Origin of the sequence: Pseudomonas nabeulensis, assembly GCF_004682045.1 — a bacterium.
Taxonomy (GTDB): Bacteria; Pseudomonadota; Gammaproteobacteria; order Pseudomonadales; family Pseudomonadaceae; genus Aquipseudomonas; species Aquipseudomonas nabeulensis.
Genome location: NZ_QUZT01000014.1, coordinates 63,926 through 80,114, shown reverse-complemented (window position 1 = coordinate 80,114; position 16,189 = coordinate 63,926). Strand labels below are relative to the sequence as shown.

At 59.0% G+C, this 16,189-nt stretch carries 14 protein-coding genes; 6 read left to right on the top strand and 8 right to left on the bottom strand.

The annotated features are described in order from the left end of the window. Window positions 1–115: 115 nt before the first annotated feature. A complete protein-coding gene (locus tag DYL61_RS10135; protein ID WP_135308224.1) occupies window positions 116–1,426 on the top strand; it encodes an MFS transporter in 1,311 nt (436 codons plus the stop codon). A 112-nt stretch (window positions 1,427–1,538) separates the two neighbouring features. On the opposite strand, the gene DYL61_RS10130 is transcribed toward DYL61_RS10135, so the two are convergent. Continuing rightward, the gene (locus DYL61_RS10130) at window positions 1,539–2,243 is read right to left on the bottom strand and encodes an SDR family oxidoreductase (protein ID WP_135308223.1); all 705 of its coding nucleotides are present in this window, start codon (window positions 2,241–2,243) and stop codon (window positions 1,539–1,541) included. Between the two features lie 101 nt (window positions 2,244–2,344). Between DYL61_RS10130 and DYL61_RS10125 the strand changes: the two genes are divergently transcribed. The 3 genes from DYL61_RS10125 (at window position 2,345) to rarD (ending at window position 5,456) form a co-directional block, all read left to right on the top strand. Then, the gene (locus DYL61_RS10125) at window positions 2,345–3,247 is read left to right on the top strand and encodes a LysR family transcriptional regulator (protein ID WP_135308222.1); all 903 of its coding nucleotides are present in this window, start codon (window positions 2,345–2,347) and stop codon (window positions 3,245–3,247) included. An 80-nt stretch (window positions 3,248–3,327) separates the two neighbouring features. Continuing rightward, the gene (locus tag DYL61_RS10120; RefSeq protein WP_135308221.1) at window positions 3,328–4,338 is read left to right on the top strand and encodes an aldo/keto reductase; all 1,011 of its coding nucleotides are present in this window, start codon (window positions 3,328–3,330) and stop codon (window positions 4,336–4,338) included. Between the two features lie 236 nt (window positions 4,339–4,574). Next, window positions 4,575–5,456, top strand: a complete 882-nt coding sequence (gene rarD, locus DYL61_RS10115; RefSeq protein ID WP_135308220.1) for an EamA family transporter RarD — start codon at window positions 4,575–4,577, stop codon at window positions 5,454–5,456. Between the two features lie 52 nt (window positions 5,457–5,508). On the opposite strand, the gene DYL61_RS10110 is transcribed toward rarD, so the two are convergent. The 7 genes from DYL61_RS10110 to DYL61_RS10080 form a co-directional block, all read right to left on the bottom strand. Beyond that, window positions 5,509–6,723, bottom strand: coding sequence for a dermonecrotic toxin domain-containing protein (locus DYL61_RS10110; RefSeq protein WP_238704557.1), 1,215 nt, complete (start codon window positions 6,721–6,723; stop codon window positions 5,509–5,511). Between the two features lie 177 nt (window positions 6,724–6,900). Further along, the gene (gene hppD, locus DYL61_RS10105) at window positions 6,901–7,977 is read right to left on the bottom strand and encodes a 4-hydroxyphenylpyruvate dioxygenase (RefSeq protein WP_135308219.1); all 1,077 of its coding nucleotides are present in this window, start codon (window positions 7,975–7,977) and stop codon (window positions 6,901–6,903) included. A 280-nt stretch (window positions 7,978–8,257) separates the two neighbouring features. Continuing rightward, window positions 8,258–8,941 (bottom strand): fimbrial biogenesis chaperone, encoded by a 684-nt coding sequence (locus tag DYL61_RS10100; protein WP_135308218.1) that lies wholly within the window; start codon window positions 8,939–8,941, stop codon window positions 8,258–8,260. Continuing rightward, window positions 8,938–9,960: a fimbrial protein gene (locus tag DYL61_RS10095; RefSeq protein ID WP_135308217.1), complete on the bottom strand. Its 1,023-nt coding sequence runs from the start codon at window positions 9,958–9,960 to the stop codon at window positions 8,938–8,940. Before DYL61_RS10095 ends, DYL61_RS10100 begins: the two co-directional genes overlap by 4 nt. After that, window positions 9,957–12,524 carry a fimbria/pilus outer membrane usher protein gene (locus DYL61_RS10090; protein WP_135308216.1) on the bottom strand — a complete coding sequence of 856 codons (2,568 nt, stop codon included), beginning with the start codon at window positions 12,522–12,524 and terminating at the stop codon, window positions 9,957–9,959. Before DYL61_RS10090 ends, DYL61_RS10095 begins: the two co-directional genes overlap by 4 nt. Window positions 12,525–12,526: 2 nt before the next feature. Then, the gene (locus DYL61_RS10085; protein ID WP_238704556.1) at window positions 12,527–13,264 is read right to left on the bottom strand and encodes a fimbrial biogenesis chaperone; all 738 of its coding nucleotides are present in this window, start codon (window positions 13,262–13,264) and stop codon (window positions 12,527–12,529) included. Window positions 13,265–13,318: 54 nt separating this feature from the next. Further along, on the bottom strand, window positions 13,319–13,867 hold the full coding sequence (locus tag DYL61_RS10080; protein ID WP_135308214.1) for a fimbrial protein: 549 nt from the start codon (window positions 13,865–13,867) through the stop codon (window positions 13,319–13,321). Window positions 13,868–14,015: 148 nt separating this feature from the next. Between DYL61_RS10080 and DYL61_RS10075 the strand changes: the two genes are divergently transcribed. Together DYL61_RS10075 and DYL61_RS10070 are read left to right on the top strand one after the other, a co-directional pair. After that, window positions 14,016–15,557: an EAL domain-containing protein gene (locus DYL61_RS10075; protein ID WP_135308213.1), complete on the top strand. Its 1,542-nt coding sequence runs from the start codon at window positions 14,016–14,018 to the stop codon at window positions 15,555–15,557. Between the two features lie 198 nt (window positions 15,558–15,755). Further along, on the top strand, window positions 15,756–16,121 hold the full coding sequence (locus DYL61_RS10070; RefSeq protein WP_105697335.1) for a histone-like nucleoid-structuring protein, MvaT/MvaU family: 366 nt from the start codon (window positions 15,756–15,758) through the stop codon (window positions 16,119–16,121). The last annotated feature ends 68 nt before the right edge of the window (window positions 16,122–16,189 follow it).

The following is a 16,189-nucleotide window of genomic DNA, read 5'->3' as shown; positions in this document are numbered from 1 at the left end:
AAGGGTGCTTCACTGTGCGCGAGCACAAAGACAGTACCCCGTTGCGTCACCGAGACTGTTTGGGCGATCAACGTTACCCGCGCATCGCGAAAAATCATAATAAAGAGAGACTGCCATGTCACAGAGCGCCACTGCCGCACTGGCCACCGATGACGATAAAAACGCCATCTACAAGCGCATTACCCTGCGCCTGATTCCCTTCATCTTTATCTGCTATCTGTTCAATTACCTCGACCGGGTAAACGTTGGCTTTGCCAAATTGCAGATGCTCGATGCATTGAAGTTCAGCGAGACCGTGTACGGCCTGGGTGCCGGGATCTTCTTTATCGGCTACGTGCTGTGCGGCGTACCGAGCAACCTGGCGTTGACCAAGTTCGGTCCACGGCGCTGGATTGCGTTGATGATGATCGTCTGGGGCACCTTGTCCACGTGCTTGCTGTTCGTCACCACGCCGACCCACTTCTATACCCTGCGCCTGTTTACCGGTGCCGCCGAAGCGGGCTTCTTCCCGGGCGTGGTGCTGTACCTCTCGCAGTGGTTCCCGACATTCCGTCGCGGTCGCATCATGGCGCTGTTCATGTCGGCGATCCCGGTGTCGGGCCTGCTGGGCAGCCCGTTCTCCGGCTGGATCCTCAACCACTTCGCCGCCGGCCAAGGGGGGCTCGCCGGTTGGCAGTGGATGTTCCTGCTGCAAGGCATTCCGACCGTGGTGTTGGGCGCCCTGGCCTACTTCCTGCTCAGCGACAGTTTCGCCAACGCCAAGTGGCTCACACCCCACGAGCGTGCGGTGCTGGAAGCCGACCAGGCGACTGACCTGGCCAACAAACCCAAGACCACCACCGACTCCCTCGCCGAAGTGTTCAAGAACCCGGCGATCTGGGCGTTCGGCCTGATCTACTTCTGCATCCAGAGTGGCGTGTACGCGATCAACTTCTGGCTGCCGTCGATCATCAAGAACCTGGGGTTCAGCGATAACCTGGTGATTGGCTGGCTCAGTGCAATTCCATATCTACTGGCGGCAGTGTTTATGTTGCTGGTGGGCCGCTCGGCGGACTTGCGCAAGGAACGTCGCTGGCACTTGGTGGTGCCGATGTTGATGGGCGCAATTGGCCTGGTGATTGCGGTGAACTTCGCCACGACCCCGGCGATTGCAATTCTGGGCCTGACCATCGCGACGATGGGCGCCCTGACCGGTTTGCCGATGTTCTGGCCGGTGCCTACCGCCATGCTCAGTGCCGGCGCTGCGGCCGGTGGCTTGGCGTTGATCAACTCCATGGGCCAGATGGCGGGCTTTCTCAGCCCGTATATCGTTGGGTTTGTGAAGGATGCCACCGGGTCGACGGATGTGGCGTTGTACCTGCTGGCGGCAGTGATTGTGGCCGGTAGTGTGCTTGCCCTGCGGATGACGCGTACCCTCAAGGTCTGACGCGGTCATTGTGGGAGGGGGCTTGCCCCCGATAGCCGTGTATCAGATACAGGTTAGCTGGCTGACAAACTGCTATCGGGAGCAATCCCCCTCCCACATTGGACCTTAGTGTTTACAGGAGGCCGCCGCCGTCAATGTCGATCACAGCGCCGGTCATAAAGCCATTCTCCATCGCCAACACATACCCCGCCGCCACTTCCTCCGCCTGCCCTACCCGGCCAACCGGCAATGCCCCGCCCGCCTTGGCAAACATCGCCAACCGCTGTTCCTCCGCCAGTCCGGCATAGGCCGGCGTGTCAATTACCCCTGGACTGACCACATTGACCCGACGCGGTGCCAATTCCTTGGCCAACTGTTTGCCGAGCGCTTCGGTTGCGGCGTTGATACCGGTCTTGATGAACTGACCCGGCGCCAACTTACGCCCCAGTTGCCCGGATGTCAGGGTGATGCTGCCGTGTTCGTCAAGGTAAGGCAGGGCCAGTTGGATAGCCCGCAGCGAGCCCCACAGTTTCACATTGAAGTTGTCCTGGGCCTCATTGAGGTCAGTCTCGATCAGATTCTTTGCGCGCACCGACGGACCAGAGGTGTAGATCAAATGATCGAAACGTCCAACCGCTTCAAACAGGCGTTGCAAGGAAGCCGCATCGGTCACGTCCACCGGCTCGCTGCGCAGGCCATTCTCGCTACCTGAAGACAGGCGTCGCCCGGCCAATACCACCTGGGCACCACGGTCGGCAGCAGCCTTGGCAACCGCTGCGCCGATACCACTGCTGCCACCGATCACGATGACGGTTTTGCCGTTGAGGGAAGAAGTCATAGGGAAGATTCCTGGATGAGAAAGTGAGCACTCATGTTCCCAGCTTGGCAATCCGCGAAAAATCCCGGTAAAACGACAAGATCTTTAAAGGATTTTTACAAATGAGTTCAACCCTCGACCTCGAAGTGTTTGTGCGCACCGCTGACACCGGCAGCCTCTCGGCGGCGGCACGCAACCTCAACCTCACCCCAGCGGCGGCCAGTATCGCCCTCAAACGCCTGGAAACCCGGTTGGGCATCCGCCTCCTGGCCCGCTCGACGCGCAGCATGCGCCTGACCGAAGAAGGCGCGCGTTACCTGGACAGCGTGCGGCTAGCCTTGGAGACGTTGTCAGAGGGTGAACGCGCGATCAAGCAGCAAGGCCAGAGCCTGAGTGGGCTGTTGCAGCTGTCGGCGCCCTCGGACTTCGGGCGCAATGTGCTATTGGGCTGGCTGGATGAGTTCAAGGTGGAACACCCCGCCATCCGCATTCAGCTGTTGCTCAACGACAGCAATGCCGACTTGTTCCGCGATACCGTCGACATCGCCCTGCGCTTCGGCGTGCCGAGGGACTCCAGCCTGGTCGCGCTGCCTGTGGTGCCGGGCCACCATCGCATCCCCTGCGCCAGCCCCGACTATCTGGCGCGTTATGGAACCCCGCAAACGCCTGCTGATTTGGCCCGACACTGCACGCTGCGCTATATGCGTCGTGGCCAGGCCAACAGCACCTGGCATTTTTATCAGGGCGCAGTGCACCAGGAAGTCGAGGTGACCGGTGATTACCTGAGTGATGACGGCGAAATCGTACGACGCTGGGCATTGGCCGGACATGGCATCGCCTATAAAGCCAACCTGGACGTGGCTCGTGACTTCCAGGCTGGGCGCCTGGTGCCACTGCTGCCCGAATGGCAAGGCGAACCCACCCCGTTCAACCTGATGTGCCCTCATCGTTTGCAGGTGTCGGAGCGGGTCAAGGTGTTGCATCGATTTCTGCAGGCGCGTTGTGAGGCGTTGCTCAGTCCATGAAGAAACGCGCCAAGGGCTTGTTCCAGAGCCTCTGAGTCTGGTATTGCATAGGCACGTTTTTCGGCCAAGAGGAGCTTTCCATGATTTATCGCACGTTGGGCCAGTCCGGGTTGAAGGTCAGCGCCTTGACCTTGGGCACCATGATGTTTGGCGAACAGACCAGCACCGAAGACTCGTTGCGCATCATCGACAAGGCCTGGGACCAGGGCATCAATTTTATCGACACCGCCGACGTCTACACCGGCGGCCGTTCGGAGGAAATCGTCGGCGAAGCCATTGCCCGCCACCGCTCGGATTGGGTGCTGGCGTCCAAGGTCGCGATTGGCCCCACCGATGGCGTACCGAATCGCAGTGGGCTGAGCCGCAAGCGCATTTTCAACGCACTGGAAGCCAGCCTTACTCGTCTGGATACCGATTATCTCGACATCTACTATCTGCACCGCGAAGACCACGACACCCCGCTGGAGGTGACGGTGTCGGCGATTGGCGACCTGATTCGCCAGGGCAAGATCCGTTACTGGGGCTTGTCCAACTATCGCGGCTGGCGCATTGCCGAAGTGATTCGCGTGGCTGAGCGACTGGGGGTCGACAAGCCGATCATCAGCCAGCCGCTGTACAACATCGTCAACCGCCAGGCCGAGGTGGAACAGATCACCGCCGCTGCCGCCTACGGTCTGGGCGTGGTGCCTTACAGCCCGCTGGCCCGGGGCGTGCTCAGCGGCAAGTACGCGCCGGATGTCACCCCCGAAGCCGGCAGCCGTGCTGCGCGGCAGGACAAGCGCATCCTCGAAACCGAGTGGCGCGTGGAATCGTTGCGCATTGCGCAGCAGATCCAGCAATACACCCAAGGGCGTGGCGTGGGGGTTGTCGAGTTCGCCATTGCCTGGGTGTTGAATAATGGCGCGGTGAGTTCGGCAATTGTCGGGCCGCGCACCGAGGCGCAGTGGGATGCCTATACCGGCGCGCTGGAGGTGAAGATCAGCGCTGAAGATGAAGCGTTTATCGATTCGTTGGTGACGCCGGGGCATTCGTCGACGCCGGGCTTTAATGATGTGGGGCATTTTGTGTCGGGCCGCATTGCCCGGCTGTAGCCCGTTCCACTGTGGCGAGCAAGCTTGCTTGCGCTGGGGGGCGCAGCGCCCCTGAAAGCGCTGGGGACTGCTGCGCAGTCCAACGGGAGCAAGCTCCCTCGCCACATTAAAGTCACTCCTATTGTGCAAGCCCAAGACATTTTCGCGAAAATCGCCCCAAAACAGCGCAACCCTCGCCCGCCAAAAGCACCATAATCCCCTCCTCTCTTGTATCAATCGGTTTTCGCGAGGACAGCGTGTCTAAAGGTGTTGTGTTATCGGTATCGGCCTCGGTGTTGTTTGCCGTGATGTATTACTTCACATCGCTGCTCACGCCGTTGAGCGGCCTGGAGATTTTTGGCTGGCGCATGCTGCTGACTGTGCCGTGCATGACGGTGTTCATGATCGTCAGCGGTGAATGGCGCCGCGTCTGGGAATTGCTGCAGATGCTGGCAGCCAAGCCTGCCGTCATTGGCGGCGTGGTGTTGTCTTCGGCCCTGTTGGGTGTGCAGTTGTGGTTGTTTATGTGGGCGCCACTTAATGGTCACAGCCTGGATGTGTCGGTGGGCTATTTCCTGCTGCCGTTGACCATGGTGCTGACCGGTCGCCTGGTCTACGGCGAACGGCTGTCGCGTTTGCAACAGATTGCCGTGGTGTTTGCCGCGCTCGGCGTGTTGAACGAGCTGTATCAAGCCGGCGGGTTTTCCTGGGCCACGTTGGTGGTGATCATCGGTTACCCGGTCTATTTCATCGTGCGCAAATACCTTAAGACCGACCACTTGGGCGGGCTCTGGCTCGATATGGCGTTGATGTTGCCAGTGGCGTGGTGGTTTGTGCAGAGCGGTGAACAGGGAATTGCCGTGATGGATACTCACCCGAGATTGTATGTGTTGATTCCCCTGCTGGGCCTGATCAGTGCCTCGGCGTTGGTGAGTTACATCATTGCCAGCCGCTTGCTGGCGTTCAGCCTGTTCGGGTTGCTCAGCTATGTAGAGCCGGTGCTGTTGCTGGGCGTGGCGTTGATTTTGGGTGAAGGGATCAAAGGCGGCCAGTGGTTCACCTACATCCCGATCTGGATGGCGGTGATGGTGCTGGTCTTTGAAGGGTTCAAGCACTTAGTGCGTCAGCGCAGGACGTGATGGGCGCTCGTGTGGGGGCGTCCATACCCCGCTTGGTGCATACGCTGCGGGCTTAGCGCGTATTCACTTTAGTGTTCGTGTCAGGTGCAGGCGGACCAAATTTTTCCAGGATGTCTGCAAAGGCATCCAATCGTTCCCGGGCTTTACCGTAATGGGGGATGCGTGATTGCAGCTCATCGCCGACCTTTTCAAGGTATGTATCCATCGTTTCCTTGTCGACGCCAAACAACTTGCCCAGCCGGTTGTCATGATTCAATTGCACCAAGGTGCCTTTGACCGGGTTCTTGACAATTTCTTCGATGGAATACGCCACGTCGGAGGGCACCCCAAACACGACCAACGCGGTTCCAAGACCTTCCCCGGGGTTTCGTAGTTGCCGGATAAATTCGTGAAATAGTCCGCTCAGGTTATTGGCGCCGACGTTGTCAAGGCTCTCGGCGATCACTTTTCGGGTGTACTGTTTCAACGATATCGGCTCGAGCGGTTCATTGTTGTTCAGGCCGTTTCGCACGAAATAGAAGGTGTTTTTACCGCTGGCTCCGTGCAGGTTTCCGTATGCATCGTACTTGTAGAGCATCTGTTTCCCGTCCGCCAGATACCCTTTATAGGTAGGGTCGCCCTGGTCGTTGAAACGGTAAAAGTGGGTATCGGTTAAACCGTTGACGGGTACGGGCGGACGGGTGACATCTTTGTCCAAGCGCGTAAAAATGTCCCCCCTCTCATAAGCGTAGCTGCCGACCACAACGTTGATATCGTCTTCGGCAAACCGTTTGAGCTTGTCCTTGACTCTCGCCTCTCGATTGGGCGCAGCCTCATGGGCGAAATGCGCAGCAAACTTGTCGCGTTTTTCCGGATCATTGGCTTGTTCCTTGACCCAGGCGGTCAGTTCCTCACCGGTTTTGAACTCGTGGAACGACGGGCCGTCGGCATCGGGTACAAACAGCACAAAGTTCGGTCCATCAGCCGTGGGGGGGACACGCTTGGTCAGTACGATATCATTGGCTTGCACACCGTCGACCGCAAAGGTTGAAACCTGTACGCCTGGCGCCCCGACCTTGTTTGGTGCAACCGTAGCGCGTGCCAGTTCCAGCCCCTTTTTACTCAATGAGTCTTCTTGAAACTCCTCTTGCGCGCGCTGAGTGAACGTATGTCTCGCCCTGTCAACGGGATGCCAATGATCGACCGAACGCACGCTACGTACGGACGGAGCCTGGTTGGCATGTGCGGGTGTAAACGTGTTTTGGGAGGGGGATGTATCGATTCGCATAAAACGTACCTTTCAAAATGAAGCCCAAGGTGGGCAGACACTCCTTCAGCGCGCAGGAAGTTTCCTGTTGCCTTGCCCTCTATGTGTACTTGGATTGAGGTCACGTTCCATTTCTTTAAACAACAAAAAGCCCGGTAGAAATACTGCTCTACCGGGCTCGGTCATACCGTTTAACGATTAGTCAGTCGTCAACACACCGCGACGCACTTGGTCACGCTCGATGGACTCGAACAGCGCCTTGAAGTTGCCCTCGCCAAATCCGTCATCACCCTTGCGCTGGATGAATTCGAAGAACACCGGGCCCATCAGGGTTTCCGAGAAAATCTGCAGCAACAGACGTTTGTCGCCTTCGATGGACGAGCCGTCCAGCAAGATGCCGCGTGCTTGCAATTGATCCACCGGCTCGCCGTGGTTGGGCAGGCGGCCTTCGAGCATTTCGTAATAGGTGTCTGGCGGCGCGGTCATGAAGCGCATGCCAATCTTTTTCAACGCATCCCAGGTCTTGACCAGATCGTCGGTGAGGAACGCAACGTGCTGGATGCCCTCGCCGTTGAACTGCATCAGGAACTCTTCGATCTGGCCGGCGCCCTTGGACGACTCTTCGTTGAGCGGGATGCGGATCATGCCGTCCGGCGCGCTCATGGCCTTGGAGGTCAGGCCGGTGTATTCGCCCTTGATATCGAAGTAACGCGCTTCACGGAAGTTGAACAGCTTCTCGTAGAAGTTGGCCCAGTACACCATGCGTCCGCGATACACGTTGTGGGTCAAGTGGTCGATGACCTTGAGGCCGGCGCCTTGCGGGTTGCGGTCTACACCGTCGAGGAACACAAAATCGATGTCATAGATCGAGCTGCCTTCGCCAAAACGGTCGATCAGGTACAGGGGCGCGCCGCCGATGCCCTTGATGGCCGGCAGGTTGAGCTCCATCGGACCGGTTTCGATATGGATCGGCTGGGCGCCCAGCTCCAGGGCGCGGTTGTAGGCTTTTTGCGAGTCCTTCACGCGAAACGCCATGCCGCACACCGACGGGCCGTGCTCGGCCGCGAAGTACGAGGCGATGCTGTGGGGCTCGTTGTTGAGGATCAGGTTGATCTCGCCCTGGCGGTACAGGTGCACGTTCTTGGAGCGGTGGGTCGCGACTTTGGTGAAGCCCATGATCTCGAAGATCGGCTCCAGGGTGCCCGGGGTTGGGGATGCGAATTCGATAAACTCAAAGCCCATCAGGTCCATTGGGTTTTCGTTTTGGTTGACCATGGTGGCACCTCATCATTCTTGTCATAAACACAGGGTTAATTGCGAGCAAGGATGAGGTTGCGGGGTGGCGCACAGGAAAGGCCTCGCACGCTGCGGGCGAGAAAGTCACCAAAGATGAGGGGGCAGCCGGATAGCTTCATGGTTACATCAGTCTCTGACGGCTAAGGCTTGCGTGAGGCGCAAGTCCATATTCTTGTATGCGTAAATTGATTCTACACAGCGTAACGAAGTTTGTCCGTACTCTTATCAAATCCCCATTGCCCTCTTTCATGCAAGGGGTTTAATCAAGTGGCCCCTGGACCTGGTGTTGTTGGATCGTGCCATGATCATCGATGCTGCTGAACCGCAGGCCGGTGCCGTCCGAGGATGTCTTCAGCGGAATTACGGTGGTGCCGTAAGGGGCAAGCATTGGCGGGTCATCGTTACGGCGGGCGTTGAACGCAACGCTCGATAACGTCACGTGATAGGCGCTGGGGTTGTGTACCTCCAGATCGCCGTCGACCACCCGCCAGCGTAATTCGCCGGGTGCATCCTCGGCCCGCCCAGGCAGGGATTCTGGACGCACAAACAGCTTGATGCGCGTGCGAAATGCGAGGTGTACGGCGTTGCCCGCAACGGTCGGACGAACACTCAGCACATTCAGCCAATACACGGTTTCACGGTCTGTAGCCAGGTGTTGCGCCTGGTCGGGATGAAAGATAAGCCGTAAGGCCAAGCCTTTTTTCGCGTCGATACGTTTGATCGGTGTGGGGAGTGTGAATGGTACGTCAGCGAATTCCGGCGGCTGTTGCGGATCACCTGCGTCGATCCAGAGTTTAATCACCCTTGGGCTGTCCGCTTCATTAGTCAGTTGCACCGTGGCTTCGCGAGCACTGGTCAAGATCACAGTGCGTGTGCGATCCAACACAACCTCTGCGTGGGCGTGCCCAACGATGAGCAGACACGCCAGCCCCCAGCCTTTCATCGATAGTTCAGCGTGAACGTAGCCACACCGTTCGCCGTACCAGGGGATATTCGTGGCATGGTCTGCACGTAGCGCGCCGTCAGCGGGATTGTGAAGGTGCCGTTATCGGTACTGCCCGCCATCCACTGATTGGGGGTGCCTACGGCGCTGTTATCCGGCCCATAACGCAATACGTTGGCACCGTGCAGCAATTGCAAGGCGATCCCCTGGGCGGTTGAGCTCTTGGTGAGGCTCAGATGATCACCGCGATTGCCGGGGTTGGTCTGGTCAGTCAGCGTCACCCACACATCGGCGTTGGCACCAGAGCCGCCAGCGCACTGCAGCACGATGGTGTTGGTCACGCTGCCGGCGGCGCTGCCCACACCGGCGAACTCACTGGCCTTCACGGTACCCAGGTCCATGGCGATCGAGGGGGTGGTAATAGAGCATGTGGGTTTTTGCGGCGGGCCGATCACCGTATTGCCCAACATAACCGCATGGATACCTGTCGCCCCTCGCACCTCAACCGTGGCAACGGTACGCGAGCTGATCAATCCTGCGCTGATCGGTCCCGTAGCAAAGAAGAACAAGCGCCCCCGCATGCCCCAGGTTGGCAACCCTGGGAACATTGGCCCGCGCAATACCGTTACGCCAGTGGTTACGGACTTTAAACCGCCGCTGTCCCGGTCCTCGGCGAGCACGCCAAACCCCACGCCGCGCAGGCCAGTGAAATAAATCGGCATGCGCACGCCGTAATGGGTGACATACGCGCCGCCGGTCAGCGTTTCCGGCGGTACGGACGTCTCGAACCAATACTCTACGAAGCTCGGGTCGTAGGTGCATGTGAGGGCATTCGGCACATCGAAGGTGTAGCCATCCGGGTTCCCCAGGACCTGCCCCACCGTTGGGCTGGCCGGCAGATTGAGAATGGGCGGCACTGTGATCAGGGTCACGGGTGCCGGCGTACAAGCACCCGCCGCCGCACCCCAGCGACTGGCCAACAGGCTCAACACCAGCAACGTCACCGTACGCCAGTTCATGGTGGGCTCACTCCTTGAAGGTTATCGGACACACAGCGCCCGCTCAGCCAATCGGCGTGGAGCTGGCGCTCGGTTGAATCCCGGGCAGGCAGTTGGTAGTCGATATAACAACGGCCATCTTCGCGTTCATTCCACTGAACCGTAAGCCGCCCTGTATCGGCGATGCCCCTGACAAACGCCTTGCTGGCCTGGCCGATCACCCCGACTTCGCGTCCCTGTTCGTCAAATACCTGGGCCGCGAAAGGCAACGGCGTGCCATCTGCCCGTGCCGCCTTGACCACCACGGCGCGGCCACTCGTCACCTTGAATTGCACCAAGGCCAATGAACCGAGGGTCGGCACCACGCTCTGACTGGACTCCAGCAACTCCACATCCATGGGCATGCCTTGGGGGTCGAGCCCTAGCACATTGTGTTGAAACGGCCTCAAGGACGGCGCAACGGCGTAACCGCTGGGGTTGATGCTCACCTCATTGGCATTGGTCAGCCGTGCGCCCTGCGCGTTCGGTGCATGTACCAACGCTGCTGACTCCCCCAGGCTCTGGGAGAGGGTCAACCCGCCCTGGTGGGCAACCACTGCCCCCTCTGCGCTCAATGAGAGTTGGGCGCTGTCATTGGAACGCCCATAACCTGCGCGCAAGGCGCCCGCGCTACCACGGTAACCGGCATAGGCATTGACGTTGCGTGCGCTCTCGGATTGTCCCGTTGTCCGGCTGGCCCAGAGGCCGTAATGGCCCGACGCGTCTTCGCCCAACAAGCCGTTGATGCCGACTTGTTGTTGGCTACCACGACGGTCCCCACGGTCCCACGCCAGTGAGGTGGTGGCGCTCGGAGCGCGGGCATCGCCCCCCAGAGGTAGAGACAGGCTGAGCACCATGCGGTTGTCCAAACGCCCAGGTTGCTGCCGGCCCACGAAAAACACCTCGTCGCTGCGCTCCCGGTCGCTGAGGCGTAGTGGCGTGTCGTCGATGCGTGAGCGCTGTAGTGACAGGTTCCAGGCGACGCGCCTCCATGTTGAACCGTAGCCGAGGGTGAAGGATGTGTGGCGTCCTTGGTCCCAATAGGCAACGGAGCTGCCATACAGACTGAGTGTGCCGCTACCCAGTTGCTGGCTGATATTGATGTCCAGGCGAGTTTTCTGCCGCGCCAGGAATGGGTAGCCCCGGCGCGCTTGCTCGCGGGCAGTCAACGCGTCGTACAAACTGAAATAGCCCGGCGAAGAATAGCGATAGGCACCCAACACAATGTGGGTTCCGGAGGTAGGCAGATGCTTGCTGAAACCCAGGCCCAAGCGGTGCCCGTTGACGCTGGCCTGTTCACCAAGACGTGTTCGTGAGCCCGTCACATCCAGAGAGAACGCCCCTAGTGTGGTTCCCAATGCTGCCCCGACTTTGCCTTGGGTGTAACCGTCCGAGTGGGTGCCGCCCCCGTAGACCGTAAAATCGCTGGTGACGCCATGGGCCAATGTGCCTTGGGCCATTAGCGGGTTGTTTCCTCTCAAACCCAGCTGATTGACCTGCCCCACCGTGGCGCGGTATCGCCAGGTGCCGTCACGCAGCAATTGCGGGCTGACGGCGTACGGTACGACAAAGGTAGTGCGACGCCCGTCCACTTCCGTCACGCTGACGTTCAAGTCGCCGCCATAACCTGTCGGGTAGAGATCGCCAATCTCGAACGGCCCCGGTGCCACCGTGGTTTCGTAAAGGATGTAGCCGTTTTGACGGATGGTTACCGTGGCGTTGCTCTCGGCCATGCCGCGTACGACCGGTGCATAGCCTTGCAATGACGGCGCGAGCATACGCTCGTCGCTGGCCAGGGTAACGCCCCGTGCCCGCACACCTTCAAGGATCTGTCCGCTGCTGAAACTGTCGCCGAGGATCAATTGCGCTTGCCACGGCGCGATGCTGCGTTGCAGGAAAGTGGCGGTGTTTTGGTAAGGCTGGCGCCCCGTATTGGAGTTCCACGCCTGTGCGCCTTGGTGACGCAAGCGCCAACTGCCCAGGTTGAGCCCGCTGTTGAGGCCCAGATAGCTGCGGTCGGCGGCATCGCCGGTGGTGACATGGGAGGTACTGAAGGTGTAGTTGAGCAGACCGGCAGTGATGCCTTCATCCCAGAACACTGGGTCGATATATCCCCGTGCCAAAGGTTTCAGGTAGGCCTGGGGAATACCGACTGACCACTCCAACGTGGCGGCGTTGACTTGGCTAGTCGCCATGGGCAGCCATTGGTTCAGGGCCGGACACGACTCAGCGGGGTCGTCCTGATCAAGCGCAACCCCCAATTGTTCAAGTAACGCACGGTCCACGCAGGGTTGTGCATCGCTGCGCTCATCCGCAGCCAGAAACTCAACCTCGCGGCGGCCTGAGCGTTGGCCATTGACGATGATATCCACACGATACCGGCCCGGAAGCATCACACTGCGGGCATTAAAGCGTGACACATCGACATCCGAGGCGATATCGCTGGTAAAGGCCTGCAGGTCAAAGAGCAATTCAGCGGCAAACACCTCTTCAATCGCCAATATGATTGCGCCGATCAGCCCACCCGACAGCGAGCGCCCGTTCATGATCAGAACTTCAGCGCCGCACGCTGGGGCGCGGAAAACGCGCCGAAGTCGTTGATGTACTTGAAATGCACCTGAGCATTGGCCGGCACGTCTGACACTCTCCGCTGGATGGCCAGGCGTACCGTCGCGCCCGGCGGGACCATGCCACTTTCTGCACTCACTAATGACGCATCGGGTTGCGGTCCCATCGCCAGGGCAATTTCGTTGAAAGTGATGTGGTAGGCCGAAGCATTGGACACTTGCAATGTGGTCCCCTCCAGGCCTTGCAACAGTGTCCAACTCAATTGGCCAACGGCGTCCTCGGGCGTGCCCGGCAATTGCGCCGGGCGAAAAAACACCTTGGTACGAATCCGAAAGGCAAAGCGCAGCAGGTTTTTCTGTTGGTTTTCGTCCGCTAGCTCCAGGGCCCGGGGCGGCACCTCCAGCACGTTGAGCCAGAATAACGACTCGCGGTCGGCCGGTAATGGCTCGCGGGTATACACCAGGCGCATGGCCTGGCCTTTGCCCGCGTCAATGCGAAACACCGGGGGAGAAAGGCTGAACGGGACATCGCTGGATTCGGGCCGCGCCTGGCTGTCACCCCGCTCCAACCAGGCTTTGACCAGACGAGGGGCGCGCCGATCATCATTGGTCAGTTGGATGGTGATTTCACGCTGGCGCTCGGGGTAGATGTGACGGGTGCCGGTGATGATGATGCCGGCACTGGCCTGATCACCCAGCAACAAGGAAATGACCATCATGCAGGTCGTTAAACTGCACCGGCGCCTCATCTCGCCCTCCTGCCCGAGCCATGCTCAGGGGAATGTGACCGAATACTGGACGCTTGTGCTCACATTGCCGGGTTCCGCTGCGCCGCCAACGGCCACATACTGCGCGGCGAAGGGCAGTGTTGCGGTACCCGAAGCGCCGACTGCCACGGTTGTTGATGGTGTTCCCAGGCTTAGGTTGAGTGCCGCATTTGCCGTTACATCGATGATTTGCACCTCCACATTGGCTGCGGGAGTTGTCGATTGATTTATAAGGTTGCCGGTGATCGCGCTGATCGCAGGGCTATTGCGTTCAAATAGCACCGCAACGGATTGTGCTGGGCAATTAGTGGCGCCTCCACCGATGTGAATAAAGAAAGGCTTATAGGCAGCAACGGCCTTTTCTGCACTCAGCGCAGACGCCTGCACGCGCTCCAACACGACGGGGAAATTCGCAGTGGTACCCGGCGTTGCGCTGGTACCGCCACTGATCGTGCAAGTGGACCCTAGAATCTCACCCGTAATCGTAATAGTCCCATCCGCCGCAAAAGCAGTGCTCGTTGCCATAAACGCCACCGCCAACCATTTGCTGTTCATGATCGATACCTCATCAAAGCAAAAACCGACGGCTCGATCTTAGGTAACTATTCTGACGGCGCCTACTGACCGAACGGCTAGGTAGCGCGAGCTAATTTGCACCGCGCCCTCTATCATCGAGGTATCCACATTACAGGTCGGCCCCTCTATGCCCCTTTCCGTCACAGGCCCGCGCAAGCGCGCTTCGCGCTACCTTGTCACCGCTCTCAGCGGCCTGCTGCCGATCGCCTTGGGTGTGATGATTCTGCATTGGCAGGCCGAACGCACCCTGCAAAAAAACACCGCACAAACCGCCGAAGAGGCCGTTCGCCAATTCGACCTGATGCTCGACAACACCGCGCTCGCCGCCCAGGCCTTACTGCCGCTGGCCGGCCAGCCGTGCGATAACGGCGCACAATTGGCCCTGCGCGAGCAGGTCACGCGGCGGCCATTTGTGCGTGCCACCACGTTGTCCTGGCAGAAGAACATCTATTGCAGCTCCTTGTTCGGTAGCAACTACCAGTCGCCGGTGAATCCGGATGACTATGTAGACGGCCGGTTGTGGCTGATGAATGGCAACCCGGTCACGCCGGATACAGCGTTGCTGGTGTATCGCCTGGTCGAGGGCGATAAGGCTGCCTTCGCCTCGATTGACGGTTACCACCTGACCAATGCGCTGCGCCTGATCAGCCGCTACGCGAACCTGATCCTGCAAGTCGGTCCCAATTGGTTGAGCGACGATGGCAAAGTCCGCAATACCGCGGTGCCGACGTTTGCGGTCGCCCATCAGCACATGGCCTCGCAGCGCTATCAATACAGTGTTGAAGCCGGCATGCCCGCCGGTGAAGTGTGGCGTTATATGCAGGATCGTTATCCCGCCGTGTTCAGCCTGGTCCTGTTCTTCGGCGTGTTGTCGGGCCTGTTGGCACATTGGCTGCAAAAACGATCTTCGGCGCCGACCCATGAATTACAACGCGCACTGGGCGCCAACGAATTCATCCCGTACTACCAACCCGTGGTACGCGGTGGTACCCGCGAATGGGCAGGGTGCGAAGTGCTGATGCGCTGGCAACATCCTAAAGAAGGCCTGGTGCGACCCGATTTGTTTATCCCGCTCGCCGAACATTCCGGCCTCATCCTGCCGATGACCCGTGCTTTGCTACGCCAGACCGCTGCCCAGTTGGCACCCCACGCTGAGCGTTTTAAACCGGGTTTCCATATCGGCGTGAATATCACCGCACGTCATTGCAAGGACCTGGACCTGGTAGACGATTGCCGTGAGTTCCTGGCAGCCTTCCCGCCCGGCCAGGTCATCCTGGTGCTGGAGCTGACCGAACGTGAGCTCATCGTACCTACCGATACCACCCGACGCCTGTTCGATGCCCTGCATCAACTCGGCGTGATGATTGCCATCGATGACTTTGGCACCGGTCACTCAAGCCTGGGCTACTTGCGCAACTTCAATGTCGACTACTTGAAGATCGACCAAAGTTTCGTCGCCATGATCGGCGCTGATGCCCTCTCGCGGCATATTCTGGACAGCATCATCGAACTGTCCGCCAAGCTCGACCTGGGCATCGTGGCCGAAGGCGTGGAAACAGCGCTGCAATGCGAATACCTGGCCGCGCAGGGGGTGGACTTCCTGCAGGGTTATCTGTTCGGAAGACCATTGCCGTGCGATGAGTTCATTAAGTCACTGGCCAACCAGTGAATAGGGCTTGCACTAGACATTTAGAAATAATGTTATTTAGACAAAAGACGTGATTTACTCTTAGCGGATTAACTACTACAATTTTTCCTGCCTGTGCAGAACTCGCAGGACGACTTCTCTTTTGAGTCGCCTAAAGCTTTTGGCTTATAGCTTTGTCTGCAGTTGATATCAGCCAAATACACTATTGGAGTACAGATTTTGTCCAGACTCGCCGAATTTCGCGCAGCAGAAAAAGCCCTTCAAGAGCAGCTGGCCCAGCTGGAATCCCTGAAGAACGATGCTGGCCTGAAGAAAGAAATCGAATTTGAAGAAAAGCTTCAAGCGCTGATGAAAACCTACGGCAAAGGCCTGCGGGACATCATTTCGATTCTTGACCCTAACCCGGGCAAGTCCAGCGCAGCGGCCACCGCGGCACCCAAACAACGCCGCGCGCGCGTGGTCAAGGTTTATCAGAACCCGCACACCGGCGAACTGATCGAAACCAAGGGCGGCAACCACCGCGGCCTCAAAGCGTGGAAAGAACAGCACGGCGCTGCCACTGTAGATTCCTGGTTGCGCAAGTGACCAACGCGCACTAACAAAGAGCCCCGCATTCGCGGGGCTCTTTTATTTCGGGCGTTCGAAACCGAACT